The 22,052-nt window shown below is 69.2% G+C and carries 18 protein-coding genes and 1 pseudogene; 16 read left to right on the forward strand and 3 right to left on the reverse strand.

The features are described 5' to 3' along the window. Positions 1 to 80 precede the first annotated feature (80 nt). On the forward strand, positions 81 to 1,040 hold the full coding sequence (locus A5714_RS01750; RefSeq protein ID WP_369829413.1) for a MinD/ParA family protein: 960 nt from the start codon (positions 81 to 83) through the stop codon (positions 1,038 to 1,040). Here the strand turns inward: A5714_RS01750 and sigI are convergent. Then, positions 1,037 to 1,903: an RNA polymerase sigma factor SigI gene (gene sigI, locus A5714_RS01755; protein ID WP_068282102.1), complete on the reverse strand. Its 867-nt coding sequence runs from the start codon at positions 1,901 to 1,903 to the stop codon at positions 1,037 to 1,039. The genes A5714_RS01750 and sigI overlap by 4 nt on opposite strands. 108 nt (positions 1,904 to 2,011) lie before the next feature. Here sigI and A5714_RS01760 point away from each other — a divergent pair, with 108 nt between their 5' ends. The 15 genes from A5714_RS01760 to A5714_RS01830 all read left to right on the forward strand — a co-directional run bounded on the left by A5714_RS01760 (position 2,012) and on the right by A5714_RS01830 (position 19,116). Then, positions 2,012 to 2,461: a nitroreductase family deazaflavin-dependent oxidoreductase gene (locus A5714_RS01760; protein ID WP_068070059.1), complete on the forward strand. Its 450-nt coding sequence runs from the start codon at positions 2,012 to 2,014 to the stop codon at positions 2,459 to 2,461. 407 nt (positions 2,462 to 2,868) lie between these two features. Beyond that, the gene (locus A5714_RS01765; protein ID WP_068282105.1) at positions 2,869 to 4,098 is read left to right on the forward strand and encodes an EspA/EspE family type VII secretion system effector; all 1,230 of its coding nucleotides are present in this window, start codon (positions 2,869 to 2,871) and stop codon (positions 4,096 to 4,098) included. 48 nt (positions 4,099 to 4,146) lie between these two features. Continuing rightward, complete coding sequence (locus A5714_RS01770; RefSeq protein WP_068070064.1) at positions 4,147 to 4,464, forward strand: ESX-1 secretion-associated protein; 318 nt, start codon at positions 4,147 to 4,149, stop codon at positions 4,462 to 4,464. Positions 4,465 to 4,466: 2 nt separating this feature from the next. Then, complete coding sequence (locus A5714_RS01775) at positions 4,467 to 5,315, forward strand: ESX secretion-associated protein EspG (RefSeq protein WP_068282109.1); 849 nt, start codon at positions 4,467 to 4,469, stop codon at positions 5,313 to 5,315. Between the two features lie 30 nt (positions 5,316 to 5,345). After that, positions 5,346 to 5,951 carry a hypothetical protein gene (locus tag A5714_RS01780; RefSeq protein ID WP_068282112.1) on the forward strand — a complete coding sequence of 202 codons (606 nt, stop codon included), beginning with the start codon at positions 5,346 to 5,348 and terminating at the stop codon, positions 5,949 to 5,951. Then, positions 5,948 to 7,669: a type VII secretion AAA-ATPase EccA gene (gene eccA, locus A5714_RS01785; RefSeq protein ID WP_068282116.1), complete on the forward strand. Its 1,722-nt coding sequence runs from the start codon at positions 5,948 to 5,950 to the stop codon at positions 7,667 to 7,669. Before A5714_RS01780 ends, eccA begins: the two co-directional genes overlap by 4 nt. A gap of 3 nt (positions 7,670 to 7,672) precedes the next feature. Continuing rightward, positions 7,673 to 9,115 (forward strand): type VII secretion protein EccB, encoded by a 1,443-nt coding sequence (gene eccB / locus A5714_RS01790; RefSeq protein WP_068282119.1) that lies wholly within the window; start codon positions 7,673 to 7,675, stop codon positions 9,113 to 9,115. Then, entirely contained in the window at positions 9,112 to 11,352 is a 2,241-nt protein-coding gene (gene eccCa, locus A5714_RS01795; RefSeq protein WP_068282126.1) for a type VII secretion protein EccCa, read from the forward strand. The genes eccB and eccCa overlap by 4 nt, the downstream gene beginning before the upstream one ends. Next, a complete protein-coding gene (eccCb, locus tag A5714_RS01800; protein ID WP_068282129.1) occupies positions 11,349 to 13,124 on the forward strand; it encodes a type VII secretion protein EccCb in 1,776 nt (591 codons plus the stop codon). The genes eccCa and eccCb overlap by 4 nt, the downstream gene beginning before the upstream one ends. Before the next feature lie 263 nt (positions 13,125 to 13,387). Next, positions 13,388 to 14,587, forward strand: coding sequence for a PPE family protein (locus A5714_RS01805; protein WP_068282132.1), 1,200 nt, complete (start codon positions 13,388 to 13,390; stop codon positions 14,585 to 14,587). 87 nt (positions 14,588 to 14,674) lie between these two features. After that, entirely contained in the window at positions 14,675 to 14,977 is a 303-nt protein-coding gene (locus tag A5714_RS01810; protein WP_068282135.1) for a WXG100 family type VII secretion target, read from the forward strand. Between the two features lie 37 nt (positions 14,978 to 15,014). After that, positions 15,015 to 15,302, forward strand: coding sequence for a WXG100 family type VII secretion target (locus A5714_RS01815; RefSeq protein ID WP_068282147.1), 288 nt, complete (start codon positions 15,015 to 15,017; stop codon positions 15,300 to 15,302). An 874-nt stretch (positions 15,303 to 16,176) separates the two neighbouring features. Then, positions 16,177 to 16,971, forward strand: coding sequence for a MinD/ParA family protein (locus A5714_RS27525; RefSeq protein ID WP_068282149.1), 795 nt, complete (start codon positions 16,177 to 16,179; stop codon positions 16,969 to 16,971). Next, positions 16,968 to 18,506, forward strand: coding sequence for a type VII secretion integral membrane protein EccD (gene eccD, locus A5714_RS01825; protein WP_068282152.1), 1,539 nt, complete (start codon positions 16,968 to 16,970; stop codon positions 18,504 to 18,506). The genes A5714_RS27525 and eccD overlap by 4 nt, the downstream gene beginning before the upstream one ends. 43 nt (positions 18,507 to 18,549) lie before the next feature. Then, positions 18,550 to 19,116 carry a hypothetical protein gene (locus A5714_RS01830; RefSeq protein ID WP_068282156.1) on the forward strand — a complete coding sequence of 189 codons (567 nt, stop codon included), beginning with the start codon at positions 18,550 to 18,552 and terminating at the stop codon, positions 19,114 to 19,116. A 179-nt stretch (positions 19,117 to 19,295) separates the two neighbouring features. On the opposite strand, the gene A5714_RS01835 is transcribed toward A5714_RS01830, so the two are convergent. Both A5714_RS01835 and A5714_RS26450 read right to left on the reverse strand, forming a co-directional pair. Then, on the reverse strand, positions 19,296 to 21,374 hold the full coding sequence (locus A5714_RS01835; protein WP_068282158.1) for a hypothetical protein: 2,079 nt from the start codon (positions 21,372 to 21,374) through the stop codon (positions 19,296 to 19,298). A 137-nt stretch (positions 21,375 to 21,511) separates the two neighbouring features. After that, positions 21,512 to 22,052, reverse strand: a pseudogene (locus A5714_RS26450) (hypothetical protein); the annotation flags it as partial.

Below are 22,052 nucleotides of genomic sequence, written 5' to 3' on the forward strand. Positions count from 1 at the left end.
GTGATAGTCCAGCGGCGCCAGCGCGCGGCGCGCGAGCTCCTGGCGACGCCGGGCGTCGCCGCTAGCAAACTCCCGCGCCGTTGTCGCCGGGGATTGCGGCGCCGCCGCGACCCGTCGAGGCGCCCGCCCCCGACTTCGGCCCCGAACCGGCGGACCGCGGTTGGCGGCGCATCCTGCGGCTGCTCACGTTCGGCCTGGTCAAGCTGGGGCCGTCCCCGGCGCAGCGCCAGGAGGCGCAGTTCCACGCGGCCATCCGGGCGCGCCTGCACGGCAACCACAAGGTCGGGATCCTGGGCAAGGGTGGCGTGGGCAAGACGTCCGTCGCCGCCAGCGTCGGGTCGCTGTTCGCGGAGCTGCGCCGGCAAGACCACGTCGTGGCGATCGACGCCGACACGGCTTTCGGACGACTCAGCAGCCGCATCGATCCCGCCGCGTCGGGCTCGTTCTGGGAGCTGACGTCCGACAAGAACCTGCAGTCCTTCGGCGACATGGTGGCGCGGGTGGGCCGCAACTCGGCCGGCCTGTACGTGCTCGGTGGCGAGCCGGCCTCCGGCCCGCGGCGGGTGCTGGACCCGGCGATCTACCGCGAAGCCGCGATGCGGCTCGACCGGCATTTTTCGATTTCGGTCATCGACTGCGGTTCGACCATGGACTCGCCGCTCACCCGAGAGGTGTTGCGTGACCTCGACGCGCTGATCGTGGTCTCGTCGCCGTGGGCGGACGGGGCGTCCGCGGCGGCCAGGACCATGGAATGGCTGGCGGATCAGGGCCTGGACACGCTGCTCCGCAATAGCGTGGTGGTGCTCAACGATTCGGACGGCCACGCCGACAAACGCACCCGCACCCTGCTGGCCCGCGAGTTCACCGATCACGGGCGCCCGGTCATCGAGGTGCCCTTCGATCCCCACCTGCGGCCCGGCGGCGTCATCGATGTCGGCCGCGAGATGGCGCCCGCCACCCGGCGCAAATTCCTCGAGGTCGCCGCGACGGTCGCCGGGTATTTCGCCGGCCGCCCCGACCGCGCCCCCGGCGGCCGCTAACCAGCGCCGGCGCGCGCGAGCGGATCGGCGATCGCCTCGATCTTGGTGACGCGGCCCGCGCCGACCGTCAGCACCACGACGGCGAACAACCGGCGCTCGGCGTACGCCAACAGCACGGGTTGCCCGGCAGGGCCGCTGACCAGCGTCACGTCCGGGCCTAGGTAGCGCAGCAGGTTCGCCGCCACCGCATCCGGGCCGTGGTTGATCTGCACCGGCGGCGCCGGGTCGGCGAGGACGGTCCCGACGCCCCATACCGTCGGGTCAAGGAGCGCGGTCAGCGCGGCGAGGTCGCCGTCGGCGCACGCCGTGCGGAAAGCCTCGGTGACACGTTGGTGTTCGGCGGTCGCCACGTCGTTCAATTTCGGTTGCGCGGCAGCGAATTTCGCTCGCGCGCGGCGCGCCAATTGCCGGCAGGTGCCGGACGGACGGCCCACTGTCTGCGAGATGGTGTCGAACGGCTCGCCGAACACGTCGTGCAGCACGAACGCCACCCGTTCGCCGGGGCTGAGCCGGCGCAGCACGTCCAGCAGGGCGGTTCGCACCTCGTCGTCGAGGGTGACGCGGTCGGCCGGATCGGTCGGTCGCGGTGCCGGTTGGTCCCGCACCGCACCCGGGCGCTCGTAGCGGACGCGGGCCGACCGCACCTGGTCGAGGCAGAGCCGGCTGGCCACGACGGTCAGCCAGCCCCGCACGTCCTCGAGGGCGCCGATGTCGGTTCGCGACAATCGCCAGAACGCCTCCTGCGCAACGTCTTCGGCGTCACCCACATCACCGAGGAGCTGATAGGCGAGGTTGACCAGATACGGATGGTGTCGGCGCCAGGCCTCACCGACCTGTTCGCTGACCGGATGCGATTCGTTCATGGCTCTTCGACGTTTCACTGCCGCGAAAAGTTACGCGGGGCGCTGGGTAACTTTTCCACGTCTCGGCCCGTCGTTTGTCGAAAAGCACCGATCTTCGAGGAGCCTGCCATGACCGATCCGAGGCCGCCGCGTTATCTCAAGCCGATGAACCGCCTGATGATGACCCTGCAACGGTGTGGGATACCGACGGGGCCGGCGATGGTGTTGACCGTGCCGGGCCGGCGGTCCGGCCAGCCGCGGAGCACGCCGATGACACCGTTCGAGTTCGAGGGTGGGCTGTACGTGGTTGCCGGATACCCGGGCGCGGACTGGGCAGCCAACGCCCGCGCCGCCGGCAGCGGTGAGCTCAGCCGCGGCCGGCGGTCGCGCCGGGTGCGCATCGTCGAACTCACCGCCGAGCAAGCCCGCCCGGTACTTCGGGAGTTCCCGGCCAAGGTCCCCGTCGGCGTGACCTTCGCCAAGCGCTCGGGGTTGGTACACCAGGGCACCCCCGACGAGTTCGAGGCACTGGCAGGCCGGTTGGCTGTCTTCCGTTTCGACACCGCTGCCACCGGGTAATCGGCTGCAAGACAAGCACTTTGACCCTGCCTGGCTCGCACAGACGCGCGACATCGCGCCGTCGGCCGGCAGTTACCGACAGCGGTGGACGGCGCCCCACGCGGGCGCGTCCGAGCATTCGCAGTCTGCGCGACTCGGCGACCGGCGCCACGCGAATCACCAAATCGTCTGCGCCCGTTAGCCAACCACGCCCTCCCCGTTCACCGACCGGCCACCGTCGGGAAACTTTGGCCGCCGAAGGCGCGGCCGGGTGGCCGAATCCGCTGTCTTAGCGCACAATTCGTGCATCGGGCACTGCCGATGCGCTGTTAGGCTCGACCTACCGTGCACACGATCAGTGCACGCCCATCGCCGAAGGGAACACTGAGGTGTCTTGGCTTAACGGTGCGTCAGATCTAGCCACGGTAGTGAAGAGCATTTACGGCGGCGGCAGCGCGGTTGCGAAGCAGGACTGGGCCAGCCTCGGCGCCAACCTGGCCACCGCCGCGGGCAAAGCGGCGATCTATGCCAGCAAGCAGAACGCCGTGCTCGCCAAGGCGTTGAAAGACGCCGGCACGAAGGTGCTGCCGACCCCAACGGCGATCGTCGACGCCGCGGCGATCGCGATACTCGTCGTCGACTTCCTCAACGGGTTCGGCACGCCCAACTCGGGAGCCGCCGTCACCACCGCCGGGGACAAGCTCGACCTCTTCATCAAGGACCTGGATCCCGGCTGCGTCCCAAACCCCGCCGACTGGAGTGGCAGCGCGGCGACGGCCTACACCGCCCAGAACGCCGCGCTCAAGGCGTACGCGCAGGCGATGAAGGACCTGGACAAGCAATTCAAGTCCTACCTGAAGAGTCAGGCCGACGAGGTCAACCGGGCCCACATGAACATCACGGTCAATTCGGCCGTGCTCACCGCCGCGCAAGGGATCGCCCTGGCGCTGTACCTGATTCCCATCGTGGGGCCGGAAGTGTCGTGCGCGTGGCAGATCATCGCCGCCTTCGCGTGCTGTTCGGCGGTGCTGGTGATCGAGATGCTCACGCTGTCCAACTCGATGTCGCTGTCCGGCCAAATCACCGCGCTGGGCGCGCAATACGTCAAGCTCGGCCAAGACGTGGAGACGGCCCTGGCCGGGACGTTCGGCCAGATCCGGGGCAAGGTGGCCGAGGAGACCTCGTCGCAGGTCTCCACCTTCGCGTCCATTTCGGGCGGCCTGTCCAGTTTCGTGGCGGCCCCGTCCGTGGCGTCGCTGGCCACCAAGGCCGGCGAGGCCACCTCGGCGGCACAGCAGGTGCTGATCAGCGCATCCGCCGAGAAGGACACGACCGGCAAGAGCCCCGCCGACGCCTCGTCCAAGACGCCGACCGACAAGACCGCCACCACCCCGGCGTCCTTCACGCCGCCCAGCCTGGCCCAGATGGGTCAGGCCTCGCAGCAGCTGAACACGCTGAGCCAGACCGTCAACCAAGGCATGCAGCAGATTGCGCAACTCGCGCAATCCGCGAAGGGTCAGGGCGCTCCGGCGGCCGCCCAGGAGGTGAGCGATGTGAAGGACGCGCCGGACGATGAGGCCGCGGCCAGGGACGCCGAGGACGGCGCAACCCGCCGCGCCTCACCAGGAGCGAGTCCTCTAGCGGCGCGAGTGCTGTAACCACCTGCACGACAACACCATTGATGCAAGAAGCTGAGGAGACAGCCCATGGCGACCGAGTTCAAGGTCTCACCCTCGATCCTCGAGACGTTGGCCAGGAATCAAACCGACGCGGCGAAGGACGCCCAGGCCGCGGCCGACGCGGTGTCCGGGACAGGCAGTGATTGCTGGGTCACACACGGGGTCATCAGCGGAAGCTCGAACGGCGCCTTCGACGCCATCGAGACCAGCCGCAAGGCCGCTGGTTCGGCCCTGGCCAACGCCAGCAGCGGTCTCGCCGCGAAGTTGCGGGCCGCCAAGCAGGCCTACGAGGGAGTCGACGGCGAGCTGGCCGACAACCTCAACAAGCAGATGCTCGACAAGTAGTCATGTCCGGTCCCCTCGCCGCCGGCCACGCGGGCCTCGTCGACGGTGTCGTCGGCGTCGAGGTGACCATCGATGGGATCCTGGTGATCGCCGAGCGGCTGCACCTCGTCGATTTCCCCGTGGCTCTGGGGATTCGGCCAAATATCCCGCAAGAGGATCTGCGCAGGCTGGTCGCCGATCAGGTGGCGCGCGACCTCACCGCTCAGAGGGTGCTCGACCCCTACGGCCAGCCGCACCCCGCCGTCGCGGCCATGGTCGACACACTCAGCAGGCCCGACCGCGCACTGGAGGGGCGCTGGTGGCGGCGCGACGCGGGCGGCACCATGGTGCGCTTCGCGGTGTGCCGCAAAGACGACCGCCACGTGATCGCCGCGCGTGACGGCGACCTGCTCGTGCTGCAACTCGTCGCGGCCCAGGTGGGGCTCGCGGGAATGGTGACCGCCGTCCTCGGTGCCGCCGAGCCGGCCGACGTCGAGCCGCTGACCGGTGTCGCCGCCGACCTGGCCGATTGCACCGGCGCGGCGGAGTTGACCCGGCACGGGCTGGGGGCGGCCTCCGCCCGCGCCTACGCCGAGATCGTCACGAACCCCAGCGGCTGGGCGGAGATCGTCGCCGTGCAGCGCCATCCCGGCGGAACGTCGACCCAGACCGAGGTGGCGGCCGGGGTGCTCGACTCCGCGCGGGGCCGGTTGGTCTCGCTACCCCGTCGGGTCGGCGGCGAGCTGTACGGGAGTTTCCTGCCCGGCACCCAGGAGAACCTGCAGCGCACCCTGACCAGCCTCGTCGAGTTCCTACCCGCGGGCTCTTGGTTCGATCACGCCGACGTCCCCGAAGCCGCACCCCTGCGTTGACCGGCAACACCGATGCAGAAAGAAGGATCCATGTCGCAGCACGACGACCATGACGACCTCGCCGCCCTGGACTTCTCCGCCCATCGGGCGGACCCGGACGACGCCCAGGATTCCGACGCGTTGGACTTCTCGGTCACCGAGAACAACGAAATCGATTCAGCAGTCGATGCTTTCGACGACTTCACGCCGGCCGAGCCCGAGATCGCCGAGCTGGACGCCCTGGCCGCCACCACCGCGCAGGCCGACGCAGCCGGAGACGGGGACGAAGACGACGGGGTTTCGCTGTTCACCGTCACCAATCCCCCGGCCACGGTGTCGGTGTCGGCGCTGATCGACGGCCGGACCCAGCGGGTGCACCTGTCGCCGAAGGCGACCGCCTCGACCGAGTCCGAACTGGCCGACGAGATCCTGGTGCTCGCCGACCTGGCCCGGCAGAAGGGCCTGGCCGGCCAACACACCTACCTCATCGAAAACGCCATCCAGTCGCAGGGCCTGCAGGAACTCGACGAGATCGGCTTCGACGCCAACCAGGTCCTGCGCGACTTCATGGAACACGACATGCACCTGTCGACACCGGAACAGGCCGAGGCGGCGCAGGCAGAGGTGTTCGCTATCCGATACGCGGCCGACCAATGAACGACCAGCTGGCCGGCATGTTCGAGAGCGCGGTCGGCATGCTGCCCATATCCCAGGCGCGGTCGCTCGATCTGTTCACCGAGATCACCGATCACGACGAATCGGCCTGCGACGCCTGGGTCGGTCGCATCCGGTGCGGCGACACCGATCGGGTGACGTTGTTTCGCGCCTGGTACTCCCGAACGCAGTTCGGTCACCTGGCCGGGGCCGCCCAGATCTCGATGAACGCCGTCAACGCCCGCATCGCGATCGGCGGCCTCTACGGCGACATCACCTATCCCGTCAATTCACCGTTGGCCATCACTCTTGGCTTCGCGACAAGCGAGGCGGCGCACGGCAATTACGCCGACGCCATGGAGGCGCTGGACGGCGCGACCCCCACCGGGGCCGAGCACCTGGTGTCCTGGGCCAAGGCGGTGGTGTACGGCGAATCGCAGCGCTGGACCGATGCCATCGAGGAGGTGCGGGGCGCCGCCAAATGGCCGGATACCTTTTTGGCCGCCGCCGCGGGAGTCGCGCACGGGGTGGCCGCGGCCAACCTGGGGCTGTTCACTGAAGCCGAACGCCGGCTGACCGAGGCGAACTCGTCCCCGGCGGGCGAGGCCTGCGCCAGGGCCATCGCCTGGTATCTGGCGATGACGCGCCGCGGTCAGGGCAACGAGGAAGCGGCGGTGGCGCTGCTCGAATGGCTGCAGACCACCCATCCTGAACCCAAAGTGACTGCCGCCCTGAAGGATCCGTCGTACCGTCTGTCGACCGTCAGCGCCGAACAGATCGCCGCGCGCACCGACCCTTGGGACGCCTCGACCGTGGTGGCCGACACCTCCGGGCGGGAGACGCTGCTCGCCGAGGCCGAGGCGGAACTGGAACGACAGATCGGGCTCACCCGCGTCAAAGACCAAGTCGAGCGTTACCGCGCCGCCACCCAGATGGCCAGGGTGCGCGCGGCGCGCGGCATGAAGGTCGCGCAGCCGAGCAAGCACATGATCTTCACCGGGCCCCCCGGAACCGGAAAGACGACGATCGCCCGAGTGGTCGCGAACATCCTTGCCGGGCTCGGCGTCATCGGCGAGCCGAAGCTCGTCGAGACCTCACGCAAAGACTTCGTCGCCGAGTTCGAGGGCCAGTCGGCGGTCAAGACGACCAAGACGATCGACCGCGCCCTGGGTGGCGTGCTGTTCATCGACGAGGCGTACGCGCTGGTGCAGGAACGCGACGGCCGGACCGACCCCTTCGGTCAGGAGGCGCTGGACACCCTGTTGGCGCGGATGGAGAACGACCGAGACCGATTGGTCGTCATCATCGCCGGTTACAGCGCCGACATCGATCGGCTGTTGGAGACCAACGAGGGCCTGCGTTCCCGGTTCGCCACCCGGATCGAATTCGACTCCTACTCCCCCGAGGAGATTCTCGAGATCGCCAATGTTATTGCGGCCAGCAATGATTCCGCGCTGAATCGGGAGGCGCAGGACAATCTCCTGCAGGCCGCCAAGCTGTTGAGCCAACGGACGGTGCGCGGCGTGCCCGCCCTCGACATCGCCGGGAACGGCCGTTACGCGCGCCAGCTCGTGGAAGCGGGTGAGCAGTACCGTGACATCCGGCTCACGCGGGCCGTCGACTTCGAGAGCCTCGACGAGGATCGCCTTCGCGAAATCAACGGTGACGACATGACCGAGTCGATCGCGGCCGTGCACGGCCGCCTCAACATCACCGGCTGACGGATGGCGAACCTGCGCCTCACCACCAAAGTTCAGGTCAGCGGCTGGCGCTTCCTGCTCCGGCGGCTGGAACACGCGATCGTGCGCCGCGACACCCGGATGTTCGACGACCCGCTGCAGTTTTACAGCCGGTCGGTGTCACTGGGGCTGGTCGTGTCCGTCCTGATCGTGGTGGGCGCGCTGGCGATGGCCTATTTCAAGCCGCAGGGCAAGCTCGGCAACGGCAACCTCTTCGTCGATCGCAGCACCAATCAGCTGTACCTGAAGGTGGCGGGCCAGCTGCACCCGGTCTACAACCTCACCTCGGCGCGGCTGGTGCTTGGCAGCCCGGCCGAACCGGCGGCCGTGAAATCCAGCGAACTCAACCGGCTGCCCCGAGGCCAATCCGTCGGCATCCCCGGCGCCCCCTATGCGACGCCGGTGTCCTCGGACCACTCCTCCGTCTGGACGCTGTGCGACACGGTGGCGCGGGCCGATTCGGCCAACCCGACCATCCAAACGGCGGTGTTGGCAAGGCCGTTGGTAATCGAGGTGCCGGCGATCGACCCGCTTGCGCCGAACGAGGCGCTGCTGGCCTCCTACGGGGGCAAAGACTGGGTCATCACCGCCAACGGCCGGCACGCCACCGACCTCAGCGACCGTCCGATGACCTTCGTGGTCGGCATCCACGGGGCGGCCAAGCCCGCGCCGCTGTCCACGGCGATGTTCAACGCCTTGCCCGACGCGGGTTCTTGGATGCTGCCCCCGATCCCCGGCGCCGGGGCGCCGAACACCCTAGGGCTCCCCGACCCTCTGGTGATCGGGTCGGTGTTGCAGCTGCGCACCGCGCTCGGCGTGCGGTTCTTCGTGGTGATGCAGGACGGCGTCGCGCCCGTCAACGCCAACACCGCCGCGGCCCTGCGGGCGAGCCAGGCCTACGGGTTGGTGGACCCCCCGGTGCTGCCGACGAACACGGTCCTGCGGGCTCCCGAGGTGGTGTACAGCTCGCCGCTGCCCGACGAGCCGATCAAGATTGTGTCCCGCCCGCAGGACCCCACGCTGTGCTGGACGTGGGACCGCAAGACGGGTGACCAGTCAGCCAAGACCGCCGTGCTGACCGGCCGGCACCTGCCGATGCCGGCCTCCGAGCTGAGCACCGGGATCAAGCAGATCCAAGGCAGCGCAACGGTGTACCTGGACGGCGGCAAGTACGTGCAATTGCAATCACCCGATCCACGGTACGGAGAATCGCTGTATTACGTTGATCCGCAGGGCATTCGGTACGGATTACCCGACCAGCATACCGCGACGGCGCTCGGCCTCCCGTCGCCCAAGACGGCGCCTTGGGAGATCATCCGGCTCCTGGTCGACGGACCGGTGCTGTCCAAGGAGGCCGCCCTGCTGGAACACGACGCGCTGCCCACCGACCCGAGCCCCCGCAAGCTGCCGGGCGGAGGCGCCTCGTGACCACCCGGAAGTTCACTCCCACGGTCACCCGTGGCCCCCGCCTGACGCCGGGGGAGATCACCGTCACGCCACCCGAGGACCTCGGGGTGGACATCCCCCCGTCGGGCGTGCAGAAGGTGCTGCCCTACGTGATGGGCGTGTGCATGCTCGGCATGATCGCGATCATGGTGCTCACCGGCACCAGGGCACTGTCGCCGTACATGCTGATGATGCCGCTGATGATGATCATGATGTCGCTGAGCATGATGGCCGGCGGGGGCAGCGGCGGCGGCAAGAAGGTTCCCGAGATCAACGCCGACCGCAAGGAATACCTGCGATACCTGGCCGGCCTGCGTCCCCGCGTGACCGCGTCGGCCGCCGCGCAGGTCGCGTTCTTCAGTTTTCACGCGCCACATCCCGACGACCTGTTGTCCATCATCGGCACGTCGCGACAATGGTCCCGGCCCGCCACCGCCGACTTCTACGCCGCGACCCGGCTCGGCGTCGGTGACCAACCGGCGGTGGACCGGTTGATGAAGCCCTCCGTGGGCGGCGAGCTGGCGGGCCCCACCGCGGCACCGCAACCCTACCTCGAACCCGTCGCCAACATGTGGGTCGTCAAGTTCCTGCGCACCCACGGCCTGATCCACGACTGTCCGAAACTGGTTCAGCTGCGCACATTTCCGACGATCGCGGTCGGGGGTGATGCCACCGGGTCGGCCCGACTGGTGGCGGCGATGATCTGCCACCTCGCGGTGTTTCATCCACCCGACCTGCTGCAGGTGCGGGTGCTCACCGAGGAGCCCGACGACCCCGACTGGTCCTGGCTGAAATGGCTTCCGCACCTTCAACATCCGACGGACACCGACAGCGCGGGCCCCGTCCGGATGATCTACACCCGCCCCGACGGGTTGTCGGACCTGGCCGGGCGCGGACCCCATTCCCCCGATTCGCTGCCGGGCGGCCCCTATGTCGTGATCCTCGACCTGACCGGCGGCAAGGCCGGATTCCCGCCGGACGGACGGGCCGGCGTCACGGTGATCACGCTGGGCAATCACCGCGGCTCCAATTACCGGATCCGGGTGGCTGAGGACGGCACCGCCGACGACCGGCTGCCGGGACAGGCGTTCCGCCAAGTCACCGCGACCACCGACGGACTGTCCCCGCGGCAGGCCGCCCGCATCGCCCGCAAGCTCGCTGGCTGGTCGATCACCGGCACCCTCGTCGACAAGAAGAACTCCGGCGTCCAGAAGAAGGTCGCCACCGAATGGCACCAACTGGTGGGGGCGCACAGCGTCGAGGAGGTCACCCCGGCGCGCTGGCGGATGTTCACCGATAAGGACCGCGACCGTCTCAAGATTCCGTTCGGCCACGAACTCAAGACCGGCAACATCATGTACCTCGACATCAAGGAGGGCGCCGAATTCGGCGGCGGGCCGCACGGCATGCTCATCGGCACCACCGGCTCGGGGAAGTCCGAATTCCTGCGCACCCTCATCCTGTCGCTGGTGGCGCTGCACCACCCGGATCAGGTCAACCTGCTTCTCACCGACTTCAAGGGCGGCTCGACGTTTCTGGGCATGGAGAAGCTTCCCCATACGGCGGCCGTGATCACCAACATGGCCGAGGAGGCCGAGCTGGTCAGTCGGATGGGCGAGGTGCTCACCGGTGAACTGGACAGGCGGCAGACCCTGCTCCGCCAGGCCGGCATCCAGGTGGGTGCCACCGGCGCCCTGTCCGGGGTCGCGGAGTATGAGAAGTATCGGGAGCGGGGCGCCGACCTCGCGCCGCTGCCAACGCTTTTCGTCGTCGTCGACGAGTTCGCCGAGCTGCTGCAGAGCCACCCTGATTTCATCAACCTCTTCGACCGGATCTGTCGCGTGGGGCGATCGCTGCGCGTACACCTGCTCCTCGCGACCCAGTCGCTGCAGACCGGCGGCGCCCGCATCGACAAACTGGAGCCCAACCTCACCTATCGCATCGCGTTGCGCACCACGAGTTCTCACGAGTCCAAGATGGTGATCGGCACCCCGGAGGCGGGGTACATCACCAACAAGGAAAGCGGCGTCGGCTTCCTGCGGGTGGGCATGGAGGATCCCGTGAAGTTCAGCACCCTTTACACCGGCGCGGCCTACGTCCCCCCGAACAAGGCCGACGCCACCGGCGAGGGCAACGGAGCCGGGCCGCACGCCCGCCCCCAGACGCTACGCATCCAGCGCTTCACCGCCGCTCCCGTTCTGGATGAGGCGCTGCCATGACCGTGGAATCCAAGGGTCGCGCGCTCAGCGAGGTCGTGCTGGACCAGCTGAGCACGACGGAGTCGCGGGCGTACAAGATGTGGCTGCCGCCGTTGAAGGATCCGACGCCGCTCGACGAGCTGGTGGCCCGGGATCAGGCGCAGCCCTTGCGGTTTCCGCTGGGCATCATGGACGAGCCGCGCCGGCACCTGCAAGGGGTGTGGGGCGTCGACGTCTCGGGTGCCGGTGGCAATATCGCCATCGGAGGCGCGCCGCAAACCGGCAAGTCGACATTGCTGCAGACGATGATCCTGGCGGCCGCCGCCACGCACACGCCGCGGCAGGTGCAGTTCTACTGCATCGACCTCGGCGGCGGCGGGTTGATTTACCTGGACAACCTGCCGCACGTGGGAGGGGTGGCCACCCGCTCGGAGCCCGACCGGGTCATGCGGGTGGTCGCGGAGGTGCAATCCGTTCTGCGGCAGCGGGAAGCCACCTTCAAAGACCACCGCGTCGGGTCCATCGCGATGTACCGCCAACTCCGCGCGGACCCCGAGCAGCCGGTGGCGGCCGACCCGTTCGGTGACGTCTTCCTCGTGATCGACGGCTGGCCGGCGTTCGTCAGCGAATTCCCCGATCTCGAGACGCCGGTGCAGGAATTGGCCTCGCAGGGGCTGTCGTTCGGCGTTCACACGGTGATCACCACGCCGCGCTGGACCGAACTGAAGTCCCGCGTCCGCGACTACCTGGGCACCAAAATCGAGTTCCGGCTCGGTGACGTCAACGACACGCAGATCGACCGCGCGACCCGAGACATCCCGGCGAACCGCCCCGGCCGCGCCATGTCGGTGGAGAAACACCACCTGATGATCGGCGTACCGCGGCTGGACGGTGTCCACAGCGCCGAGAACATCGTCGAGGCCATCACTGCGGCGGTGAATCACATTGCGGCACAACATGACGAACGCGCACCGCGGGTCAGGGTGTTGCCCGAGCGGATTCACCTTTACGAGCTGGACCCGAATCCGCCGGGCCCGGACGCGGACTACCGCACCCGCTGGACCATCCCGATGGGACTCCGGGAAACCGACCTGTCCGTGGCGCACAACCAGATGTACTCCACGCCGCACCTGCTGATCTTCGGGGCAGCCAAATCGGGCAAGACGCGCACCGCGCACGCGATCGCCCGCGCCATCTGCGCGCGCAACAGCCCCAAACAGGTGCGGTTCATGTTGGCCGATTACCGTTCCGGCCTGCTCGACGCGGTTCCCGACAGCCACCTGCTCGACGCCGGCGCCATCAACCGCAACAGCACCACACTCGACGAGGCCATCAAGGCGTTGGCGTTCAACCTGACCAAGCGGCTGCCGCCGGCCGACCTCACCACGGCCCAATTGCGCTCGCGATCGTGGTGGACCGGATTCGACGTCGTCCTGCTGGTGGATGACTGGCACATGATCGTCGCCGCATCCGGCGGGATGCCGCCGATGGCGCCACTGGCACCCCTGCTGCCGGCGGCCACGGACATCGGCTTGCACCTCATCGTGACGTGCCAGATGAGCTACGCGTACAAGGCGACCATGGACAAGTTTGTCGGCGCGGCCTACGGCGCGGGGTCACCCACCCTCTTCCTTTCCGGTGACAAGCAGGATTTCCCCTCGCGGGAAACTCAGGTCAAGCGTCGCCCGCCCGGACAAGCATTTCTCGTGGCACCCGACGGCAAAGAAATCATTCAGGCCGCCTATATCGATCCTCCGGAAGAAGTACCTCCAGCAACGCCGCAGGGCGGTTAGGATAACGTGGTCGCCCCCGCGGAGAAAGTCGGTGAGCCACAGGGTGATAACGGAAAACGGGCACCTGCGGCGATGTCCGCCCGCCCTGACCGGTCCGCAATCTTCAGCGTTCACGCAAATGTCGATATCCGTTCATACGAATTGAGAGGCGAATTGCTTCGCGGCCAATGTCGCGCGTCGCGCGACGCCAATAATTAACGCTGTAATTAACCCGAGAGACGCGATTAACACGAAGGAGTCCAGTCGACGTGTTGTGGCATGCGATGCCACCGGAACTGACCACCGCACGCCTGATGGCCGGCGCTGGTCCCGCGCCCATGCTGCAGGCCGCCGCGGGCTGGGAAGCGCTGGCCAGCGCCCTGGCGGCCCAGTCGGTCGAGTTGGCCACGGCGCTGGCCGCCCTGAACGCGGCGTGGACGGGCGCCGGCAGCGAACGCGCGATCGCCGCGGCGACACCGATGGTGGCGTGGCTCAACACCGCGGCGGCGCAGGCACAGCAGCGCGCCGCGCGGGCGATGGCTCAGGCCGCCGCGTACACCCAAGCGCTGGCCATGACACCGTCGCTTCCGGAAATCGCGACCAACCACATCACCCACGGCGTGCTGACAGCGACCAACTTTCTCGGAATCAACATGGTGCCCATCGGCCTCAACGAGACGGACTACTTCGTCCGCATGTGGAACCAGGCCGCCGTCGCCATGGACATCTATCAGGCAGAAACGCTCGCCAACATCGCGTTCGAACCACTGCCGCCGATGAAACCCATCGTCGCGCCCGGGGTGGGCGAGGCGGTGGCCACCGCAGCACTCGCGCGGCTCACCGGGGCAGCGTCCGACGCCGCGCCACGGGCGCTGCGGCTCCTGGCTCAGGAGGCGGCCGATGACGCCGACGACGACATCCCCGCGCCAACGCCCGATATCGGAGTCCTTCCGGGCGAGGACATCTCGCAGTATCTGGGACAGATGGGTCAGCTCGGCGCCCCGATGCAGCAGCTGATGCAGCCGTTGTCGCAGCTGATGTCGATGACCGGGCAGAACCCCGGAATGGATGGTGCCGGGGAGGGCCTGCCCGGAGCCGACGCGCTGGCCGACCACGCCGGCGGCGACGCGCTGCCCGGTCAGCTTGGGCTGCTCGGGGCCGGCCCCCTGTCGAGTCACCCGCTGGCAGGGGGAACGGGCCCCAGCGTCGGCCTTGGTCTCATGCACTCCGAGGCGCTGCCCGGTGCGGGTGGTACGTCCGCACGCACCTCCATGATGAGCCAACTCATCGAAAAGCCCAGTGCGGCAGCCCCTTTGGCCAGCGCCGGCGCTGGATCGTCGGCGACGGGTGGTGCCGCCCCGATCGGCGCGGCCGGTCCCGGCGCGGGGGCGGGCGGCGCGGCCCGGCCCGGGTTGGCGACGCCCGCAGCGCTCACCGCCGAACACCACGACGACGAACCGTATGAACACGACGACGACTGGTGAGCACCCGAGGAAACGGACTTCCCGGCCGCGCGGGCCGGAAGACTTGCCATCACTTGGCGAGGACGAGCAACACAGAAAGTAGCAAACATGGCAGAGATGAGAACCGACGCCGCTACCCTCAGCGCCGAGGCCGCCAACTTCGACCGGATCTCCAACGAACTCAAGCAGGTCATCGGCCAGGTGGAGTCCACAGGCGGTGAATTGGTCGGCCACTGGCGCGGTCAGTCCGGTGCCGCGGCGCAGCAGGCGCTGACGCGTTTCCACGAGGCGGGCCAGGCGCAGATCAAGGCCCTCAACGACATTTCGCAGAACATCCACGGTGCCGGCATCGAGTACTCGAAGGCCGACGACGAGCAGGCCAGCTCGCTGTCGTCGCAGATGAACTTCTAATCCCCCATCACACTCACGAAGAAACGGAGCTTAAGTCATGAGCGATCAGCATTGGAATTTCGCCGGCATCGAAGCGGGAGCCGGACAGATCCACGGAGCCGTCCAGACCACGCAGGGCCTGCTCGACGAAGGCAGGAGCTCGCTGGCCAAGCTGTCCGCGGCCTGGGGCGGTAGCGGTTCGGAGGCCTACCACGCCGTCCAGCAGAACTGGAACACCGCCTCCGATCACCTCAACGAGGCGCTGAAGAATCTGGCCGACCGCATCAGCGAGGCCAGCCAGGCGATGGCCCAGACGGAGTCCGGCGTCACGGGCATGTTCTCCTGAATCGACGAGACGAGCACGGGAACAGGCGAGTCCCACCTGTCGGCAGGCCTCGCCTCTTCTCGCGCCCTTCGCCGTGGACCACTGGCCACGCGCGACGCGAAAGGCATTGATGGCGGCCGATTACGACCGGCTCTTCCAACCCGCCGTGGACGCCGAGGTTGCGGATGCGGCTACTCAGGATGCCGAGTCCCATGGTGAGTATGAGGTTGACGACGGCCCGGCGACGCCACCGTCGGACGAACCCAAGGTCGGCGGCACGGCCCCGGCGCCACCGCCGGTCGCTGCCCCCGGTCACACCGGCACCGCAGCCGGCCCTAGCGCTGGGGAGACCCTGCACGCTTCGGATGAACTGCCGCCCATGCTGTTGGCGCGGACCGGCCACGCGGTCCCGCCGCCGGCCGAGCCGAAACCTGCGGCCCCACCGCCCATCCCGGTAAGCGCGCCCGGACTCAACGGCCACCCGCCCAGCAATGGCCACCCGCCGACCAACGGCCACCCGCCTACCAACGGTCGCCCGAGTCCGCCAAGCAGCGACCGCCCGACGCCCCCGGCCGCCGGCCCGCCGCCGCAGGCGCGCCACGCCCGCCACCTGCGCCCCGACCGCCCGGCCGCACCACCGGTCCCGCGCGTCAGGTCACCCCACAGCCACCGCGCCGGAGCGCAGCAACCCAAGCCGGAAGCTGCTGCCGCACAGCCACTGTCCGCCGCACCACCCCAGCCCATCAAGCACAATGGCGCGCCGCCACTCGAGGGCACACGCCCCGCCGCCCCGGCCGCGCGCACCGCCAAACCGCTATCGCGGCAGCGCTGGCGGCGCTGGCTGCACGCGGTCACGCGGATCAACGTCGGCCTGTCGCGAGACGAGCAATACGAGGTGGACTTACGGAACCGTATCCGTCGCGGCATCCGCGGTTCGTACGAGATCGCCGTGCTCGGCCTCAAAGGGGGCACCGGCAAGACGGCCACCACCGCCACCCTCGGCTCGGTGTTGGCCCAAGTCCGAGCCGACCGAATCCTCGCCGTCGACGCGGACCCGGTCGCGGGTAACCTGGCCGACCGCGTGGGCCGCAGGACCGACGCCACCATCGCGGATCTGCTTGGCAACCGGGGCCTGTCGCACTACAACGACCTTCGCGCGCACACCAGCATGAACGCCGTCAACCTCGAGGTGCTCGCCGCCGCGGGATACATCGGCGGCGGCCGCACGCTGGTCGCGCAGGATTGGAAACGCGCCATCGCCATGGTCCCGAGGTTCTACAACCTCGTGTTGGCCGACTGTGGTGCCGATCCCGCCACACCGGCCGCGCGCGAGGCGCTCACCGCCGCGTCGGGGCTGGTCGTCGTCTCCTCCGCCTCGGTCGACGGCGCCCGGCAGGCCCTGGTCACGCTCGACTGGCTGCGCGACAACGGCCACCCGCAACTGCTCCACCGCGCCTGCGTCGTCATCAACCACGTGAGTCCCGGCGACGATCGCGGCGCGCCAAGCGAATTGGCGTCGCTGTTTCACCGCCACGTGGCGCCCGACCGCGTCATCAGCTTGCCGTGGGACCGGCACATCGCGGCGGGCACCGAGATTCAGTTCGCCCAGCTGGGCGCGCGCTACCAGCGTAAAATCAGCGAGCTAGCCGCAGCACTGTCCGACGATTTCGACAGGGGTGAACGCCGTTGAGCGCGCCGACCGTCGCCGCCGCCGCGGCCGCAACCACTGAGGCTCCGGCCAAGCCCGCCTCCACCAGGGTGACCGTGCTCACCGGTCGGCGCATGACCGACGTGGTGCTGCCTTCGGTCGCACCGATCGCGGACTACATCGACGACACGGTGAGCGTGCTGGCGGAGCTGCTGGAGGACGCACCACCGGACGTGTTGGCCGGCTTTGACTTCGCCGCGCAAGGGGCGTGGACCTTCGCCCGTCCCGGAGCCCCGCCGCTGCCGACCGACCAGTCGCTCGACGATGCGGGCGTGGTCGACGGGTCGCTGCTGACGCTGGTCGCCGTGAGCAGGACCGAACGCTACCGGCCCCTCGTCGAGGACGTCATCGACGCCATCGCGGTGCTCGACGAATCACCGCAGTTCGACAGGTCCGCGCTCAATCGGCTTATCGCGCTGACAATCCCGATGGTGGCGCTGGTGACCGTCGCGCTCGCCGCGCTGACCTGGGAGCACACCGGGCGCCATGTGTGGTGGGCGGTGGGCCTGGGCGTCGGCGGGACCATCGCGGTGCTCGGCAGCTGGGCCGCCGGGCGGCTGTACCGGAGCGTCGATCTCTCGGAAAGCCTACTGGCGGCGGCGTATCCGTTGCTGGGCATGGCCGTCGCGCTGGGCGTCCCGCGACCGCATCGGATCGACTCCCTCGGTGCCCCGCAACTCGCGGGCGCGGCCGCCACCGTGCTGTTTCTCACGCTGCTGGCACGCGGCGGCCCGCGCCGACGGTTCGAACTGGCATCGTTCGTCGTGGTCGCATCCCTCGCCGCGTTGCTGGCCGCCATCGCCTTCGGCTACGGATGGCAGCGCTGGGTGCCCGCCGGCGCGGTCCTGTTCGGCCTCTTCGTCATCACCAACGCCGCGAAGTTGACCGTCGCCGTCGCACGAATCGCGTTGCCGCCCATCCCCGCACCCGGGGAGACGGTCGAGCACGAGGAACTGCTCGACCCGGTCACCGGTCGCCACACCGATGAAGTCGAAGAAACACGGACCTGGCAGGCGATCATCGCGTCGGTGCCCGATTCCGCCGCCCGGCTCACCGAGCGCAGCCGGCTGGCCAAGCAGCTGCTCACCGGCTTCGTGCTGGCAGGCACGGCGGTGCTCGCGGTCGGCGCGGTCGCCGTCGTGGTGCGCGGTCACTTCTTCGTACACAGCCTGACCGTGGCCGCGCTCGTCACCGCGGCGTGTGGGTTCAGGTCCCGCCTGTACGCCGAACGGTGGTGTGCGTGGGCACTAGTGGCGGCGGTCGTGGTCGTCCCGACCGGGGTGACGGTCAGGCTCAGCCTCTGGTATCCGCAGCTGGCCTGGCTGTTGCTGGCCGGCTACCTGGCGGTGTTCCTGCTGGCGCTGATGACCGTCGCCGCGACCTTGCGGATTCGGCGGGTCTCACCGGTGATGAAGCGCCTGCTGGAACTGGCCGACGGCACCATCGTCGCGGCCATCGTCCCGATGCTGCTGTGGATCACCGGTGTCTACGACACCGTCCGCAACGTCCGGTTTTGACAGCCGATGCGCCCGAATGCCAGCGCGTTCAAGGAGATTCGTCATGGTTGAACCTCTGTCGGTAGACACCGCCCGCCTGACGGCGGCGGGGGTGGCGATGCGGGCGGTCGAGTTTCCCGTTGCCCTGCCCGCGTTCATCGCGACAACGGGAGCGGACGCGGTGTCCGCCGCGGTCAGCAAGACCATGTCCGTCATCGAGTCACCGGTTATCGCCGGGTTGCCCGCCGTCGAAACGGCGGTCAAGGCAACGGCATCGAGCATGGTAGCGGCGGCGGGCATCTACGCCGACGCCGATCAGGCGCTCAGTGAGCACGTGGCGCAAGTCGCGTTCCTGGCCGCCCCCGCAACCTCGCCCGCACCGCGACTGATGACAGCGACCGGTGCGTCCGACCTGGCTCAGGCAGCGCAGCAGCAGCCCGTTCCGGCGACACCGGACAAGGCGGACAAGGCGGATAAGGTGGTCACGCCGGTCACCGACATCGCCTCACCCGGGCAGCTCGCCGGGATGGTGCAGGCGCTGCAACCCGCGTCACAGGGGTTGCAGACCATCATGTCGAGTGTGCAGCAGGCCGCTGGAGGCACGGGTGGGGCGGGCTCGACCCCGGCGTAACTCACCGCCGACCAGGCGGAAAACGAGCGATCCGCGGACGACGAATTGGTCGCACAGACAATGGCATTGGGCGACCCCACGAGCCACCCTCCGCAGGGCCCAGCGCACGCGCCAGCCGAGGCTTCGGCGCCCGCTCGCCCAACGGCCGCGGCGCCGTCGGCAACGGGCCTCTGACCCGGTCAGACGCCCGCCGCGGCGAGCAATTCGCTGAGGTGTTTCCAATACAGCCAGTCCGCGACCGCCGAGCGTTGCGCGGACAGGTCGGCGGCGGTGCGCGCCTCGCCGAGCGTCACGTCTTCCGCAAGGGCCGCATAGGCCTTGAACGCCCGCAGGTGTGCTGCTCGGCGTCCGCTGGCCCGGCTTGCCAAGGGTTTCATCACCTCGAACCACAACAACGGGCGGTCATCGGACGGCGGCTCCGCGTCGGGCGTATTCCCGGGCGCCGCCGCGGAAGCCGGCGGCAGCAGGTCGATCAGCCGCACATCGGTGGTGGCCGCGAGGCGGTCAAACGCGTGCGGGTTCACCACCGCAAGGCGAGAGCGCCCGGCCATGGCGCCGGTATCCGGAATGTCGTCCGCTTGCAAGATGATTCGGGCGACGCCCGGGTCGGACATCGCGAACTGCTCTTCAGTGGCGATGACGGCCCGCAGCTTGGTGTCGTGGTGTTCCGCCCAGCCCTGCACGGCCATCATGGGATAGGTGGCCCACCGGGCACGTTCCGCGGGCGCGACGGCGTCGTCCGCGCTGGCCAGCTGCACCTGTTCGGGTAACCGCACACCGTCGGGTATGAATGCCACGCCGTAACTGTTGGCCACCACGATGGCGCCCCCGGTCGTCACGGCGGTGACCCAGAAGAAGCCGAGGTTGATCGTTGCCGGGTCACCCGGTGCGTTGAGCGCGGCGCCGATGCGCCGCGCCATCTGCAACGGGTCGGTGCCGCGGCGACGGGTGGCGTCCGCGGTGGCCGCGTCGGCGATGGCATCTCGCTCGGCCCGCTTCGCCGACACCGGGATAATCACCGGAGGCGCAACGGGATTGGGCGGGTCCGCGGCCTCAGGCTCTTCGGTGGTTTTCGCCCGGGCGGGCCGGGCCCCCGAGCGGGCCGCAGCGGCCGGGCGGGTCGCGGGCTGGAGGCTGGAGGCCTGCGCGACTGGAGCGGCGGACCGCGGCCCGGCGCCCGCGGAGGCGCCCCCGGCCCCCGCCGCCATCGGCGCGGCCGGCATCGTGGTCGCCCCGGCCGGTGCCGTCGACGCCGACGAGTCCTCGGCATGGCCACCGGCCGCGGGCCCAGACGCCGACAGCGACGCGGGGGCCACGCCCTTGCCGGTCGCGCCGCCGGACGGTCCCACCGACGCAGCGGGGCTCAGCGGCACCGCCGGGGTCGCCGGGCCCAGCGGGACCGGCGTACTCGGCGGACTCGACGGAACGGGCGGCGGCGCGGGGATGTTCGGACGGCCGGGCGTCTCCGGGCCCGCGGGCGCCGACGCGCCGGGGGTGGGCGCCGACGGCCGCGGGGGCTGCGCGGGCGAGGCACGGATCCCGGGCGGGGTCTGCGGGCCGCCGCCCGGGGTGGGCAGTCCGGGCAACGACGGCGCGGGAACCGCCGGCTGCGCCGGCGCGGGGCGCGGCCGGTCTCGTTCCTCCGGGGTGTCTCGTGCACCGTCGTCCGGGGGTGCGGCGCCGTCAGACCCGCCCGGCAAGGTCACCGGGGGCGGCGTCTTCTGGTCCAGTAGGTCGTCGAGCGCGTTGGCCGGGGGTCTCCAGGCTTTGGTCGCCAGGATCCGCTCCGCGGCGCTTTCCATCATGCCGACGTTGGCCACATGCGTGGCAATGACGACGCCGTTGATGGCGTTGGCGCGTTCGGCCGCGTTCATCTTCGAATCTCGCTGCACGGCCGCAATTTGGCGCTGCGCGGCGTCGACGATGTCGGTGATGTCCGACTTGGTCTGCCCGACCGACAGCGCGACGTAGCGGTTCCACGTGATCACGGTCGCCAGACCGTTCTGCAGCTTCACCAACTCGTCGATGTTGGTGCCGAGTTCACCGTTGGCGGCGTTGGCGGCGCCACCGGACCACACGTCGCCGTCGAACAGTTCGGTTCGCTGTTGTTGGCAGGTTTCCAGGACGCCGGTGACCTGCCGCAGCACCTGTGTGTACGCCTGCGCGCGGTCGTAGAGCAGGTCCTCGTCGATCTCCGGCCATCCGCCGGGTTCCAGCATCTGCTCGGCGAATTCGCCCGCGGGCTTGGCGATTGCCATGACCCTCAGCCTAATCGACGTCGGCACGAAGCGAACGGAGTCGATACCGTTATTTCGTTGCGCGCGTGTGGGTTTCGAAACGATGAACGGTCAAGGGCCGCCGAGTTAACGGGCGATGTCCGCGCCGCGACGCGCGCCTACTTCTCCGGGCCCGCCTTGCGCGGACGATTGCCGATCACGCCCTCGGTCCACTGCCGCTCCTCGGTGTACAGCGATTCTTCCTCGGACTGCACCCGCTTACCCTTGGCCGAATTCTGTTGTCCCTGGCCGCCCATCGGCGCCATTCCGCCGCCCACGCCCAGCGACGATCCAGTGGACCCGGACAACCCCGACCTGCCCGACATCCCCGACGCCGATATCCCCGGCGGTGGTACTACGCCCACGCCGAGTGTGCCGAGCGTGCCCAGCGTCCCGGGAACGCCGATGACCCCGGGGGCAAACACCGCCGACGTCAAGGACGCGGTGAAGGATGCGTTGAAGGGCAAGGGTGGGCTGCCCGGCGGGGCAGGGCTCAAACCCGCTTCGCTCGGCGGTGGCGGCGGGGTCGCTGCGCCGTCGGTGCCCTTGCAGCCGGCGGCGGACGCCGCCGCGGCCGGCGCGGGGTCGGGAGCGTCCGGGTCCACTGGATCGTCGCTGGGCGTGGGCGGCGGATTGATCACCGTCGCACCCGGCGGAACC

This window comes from Mycobacterium sp. E2462 (genome assembly GCF_001672685.1).
GTDB lineage: Bacteria > Actinomycetota > Actinomycetes > Mycobacteriales > Mycobacteriaceae > Mycobacterium.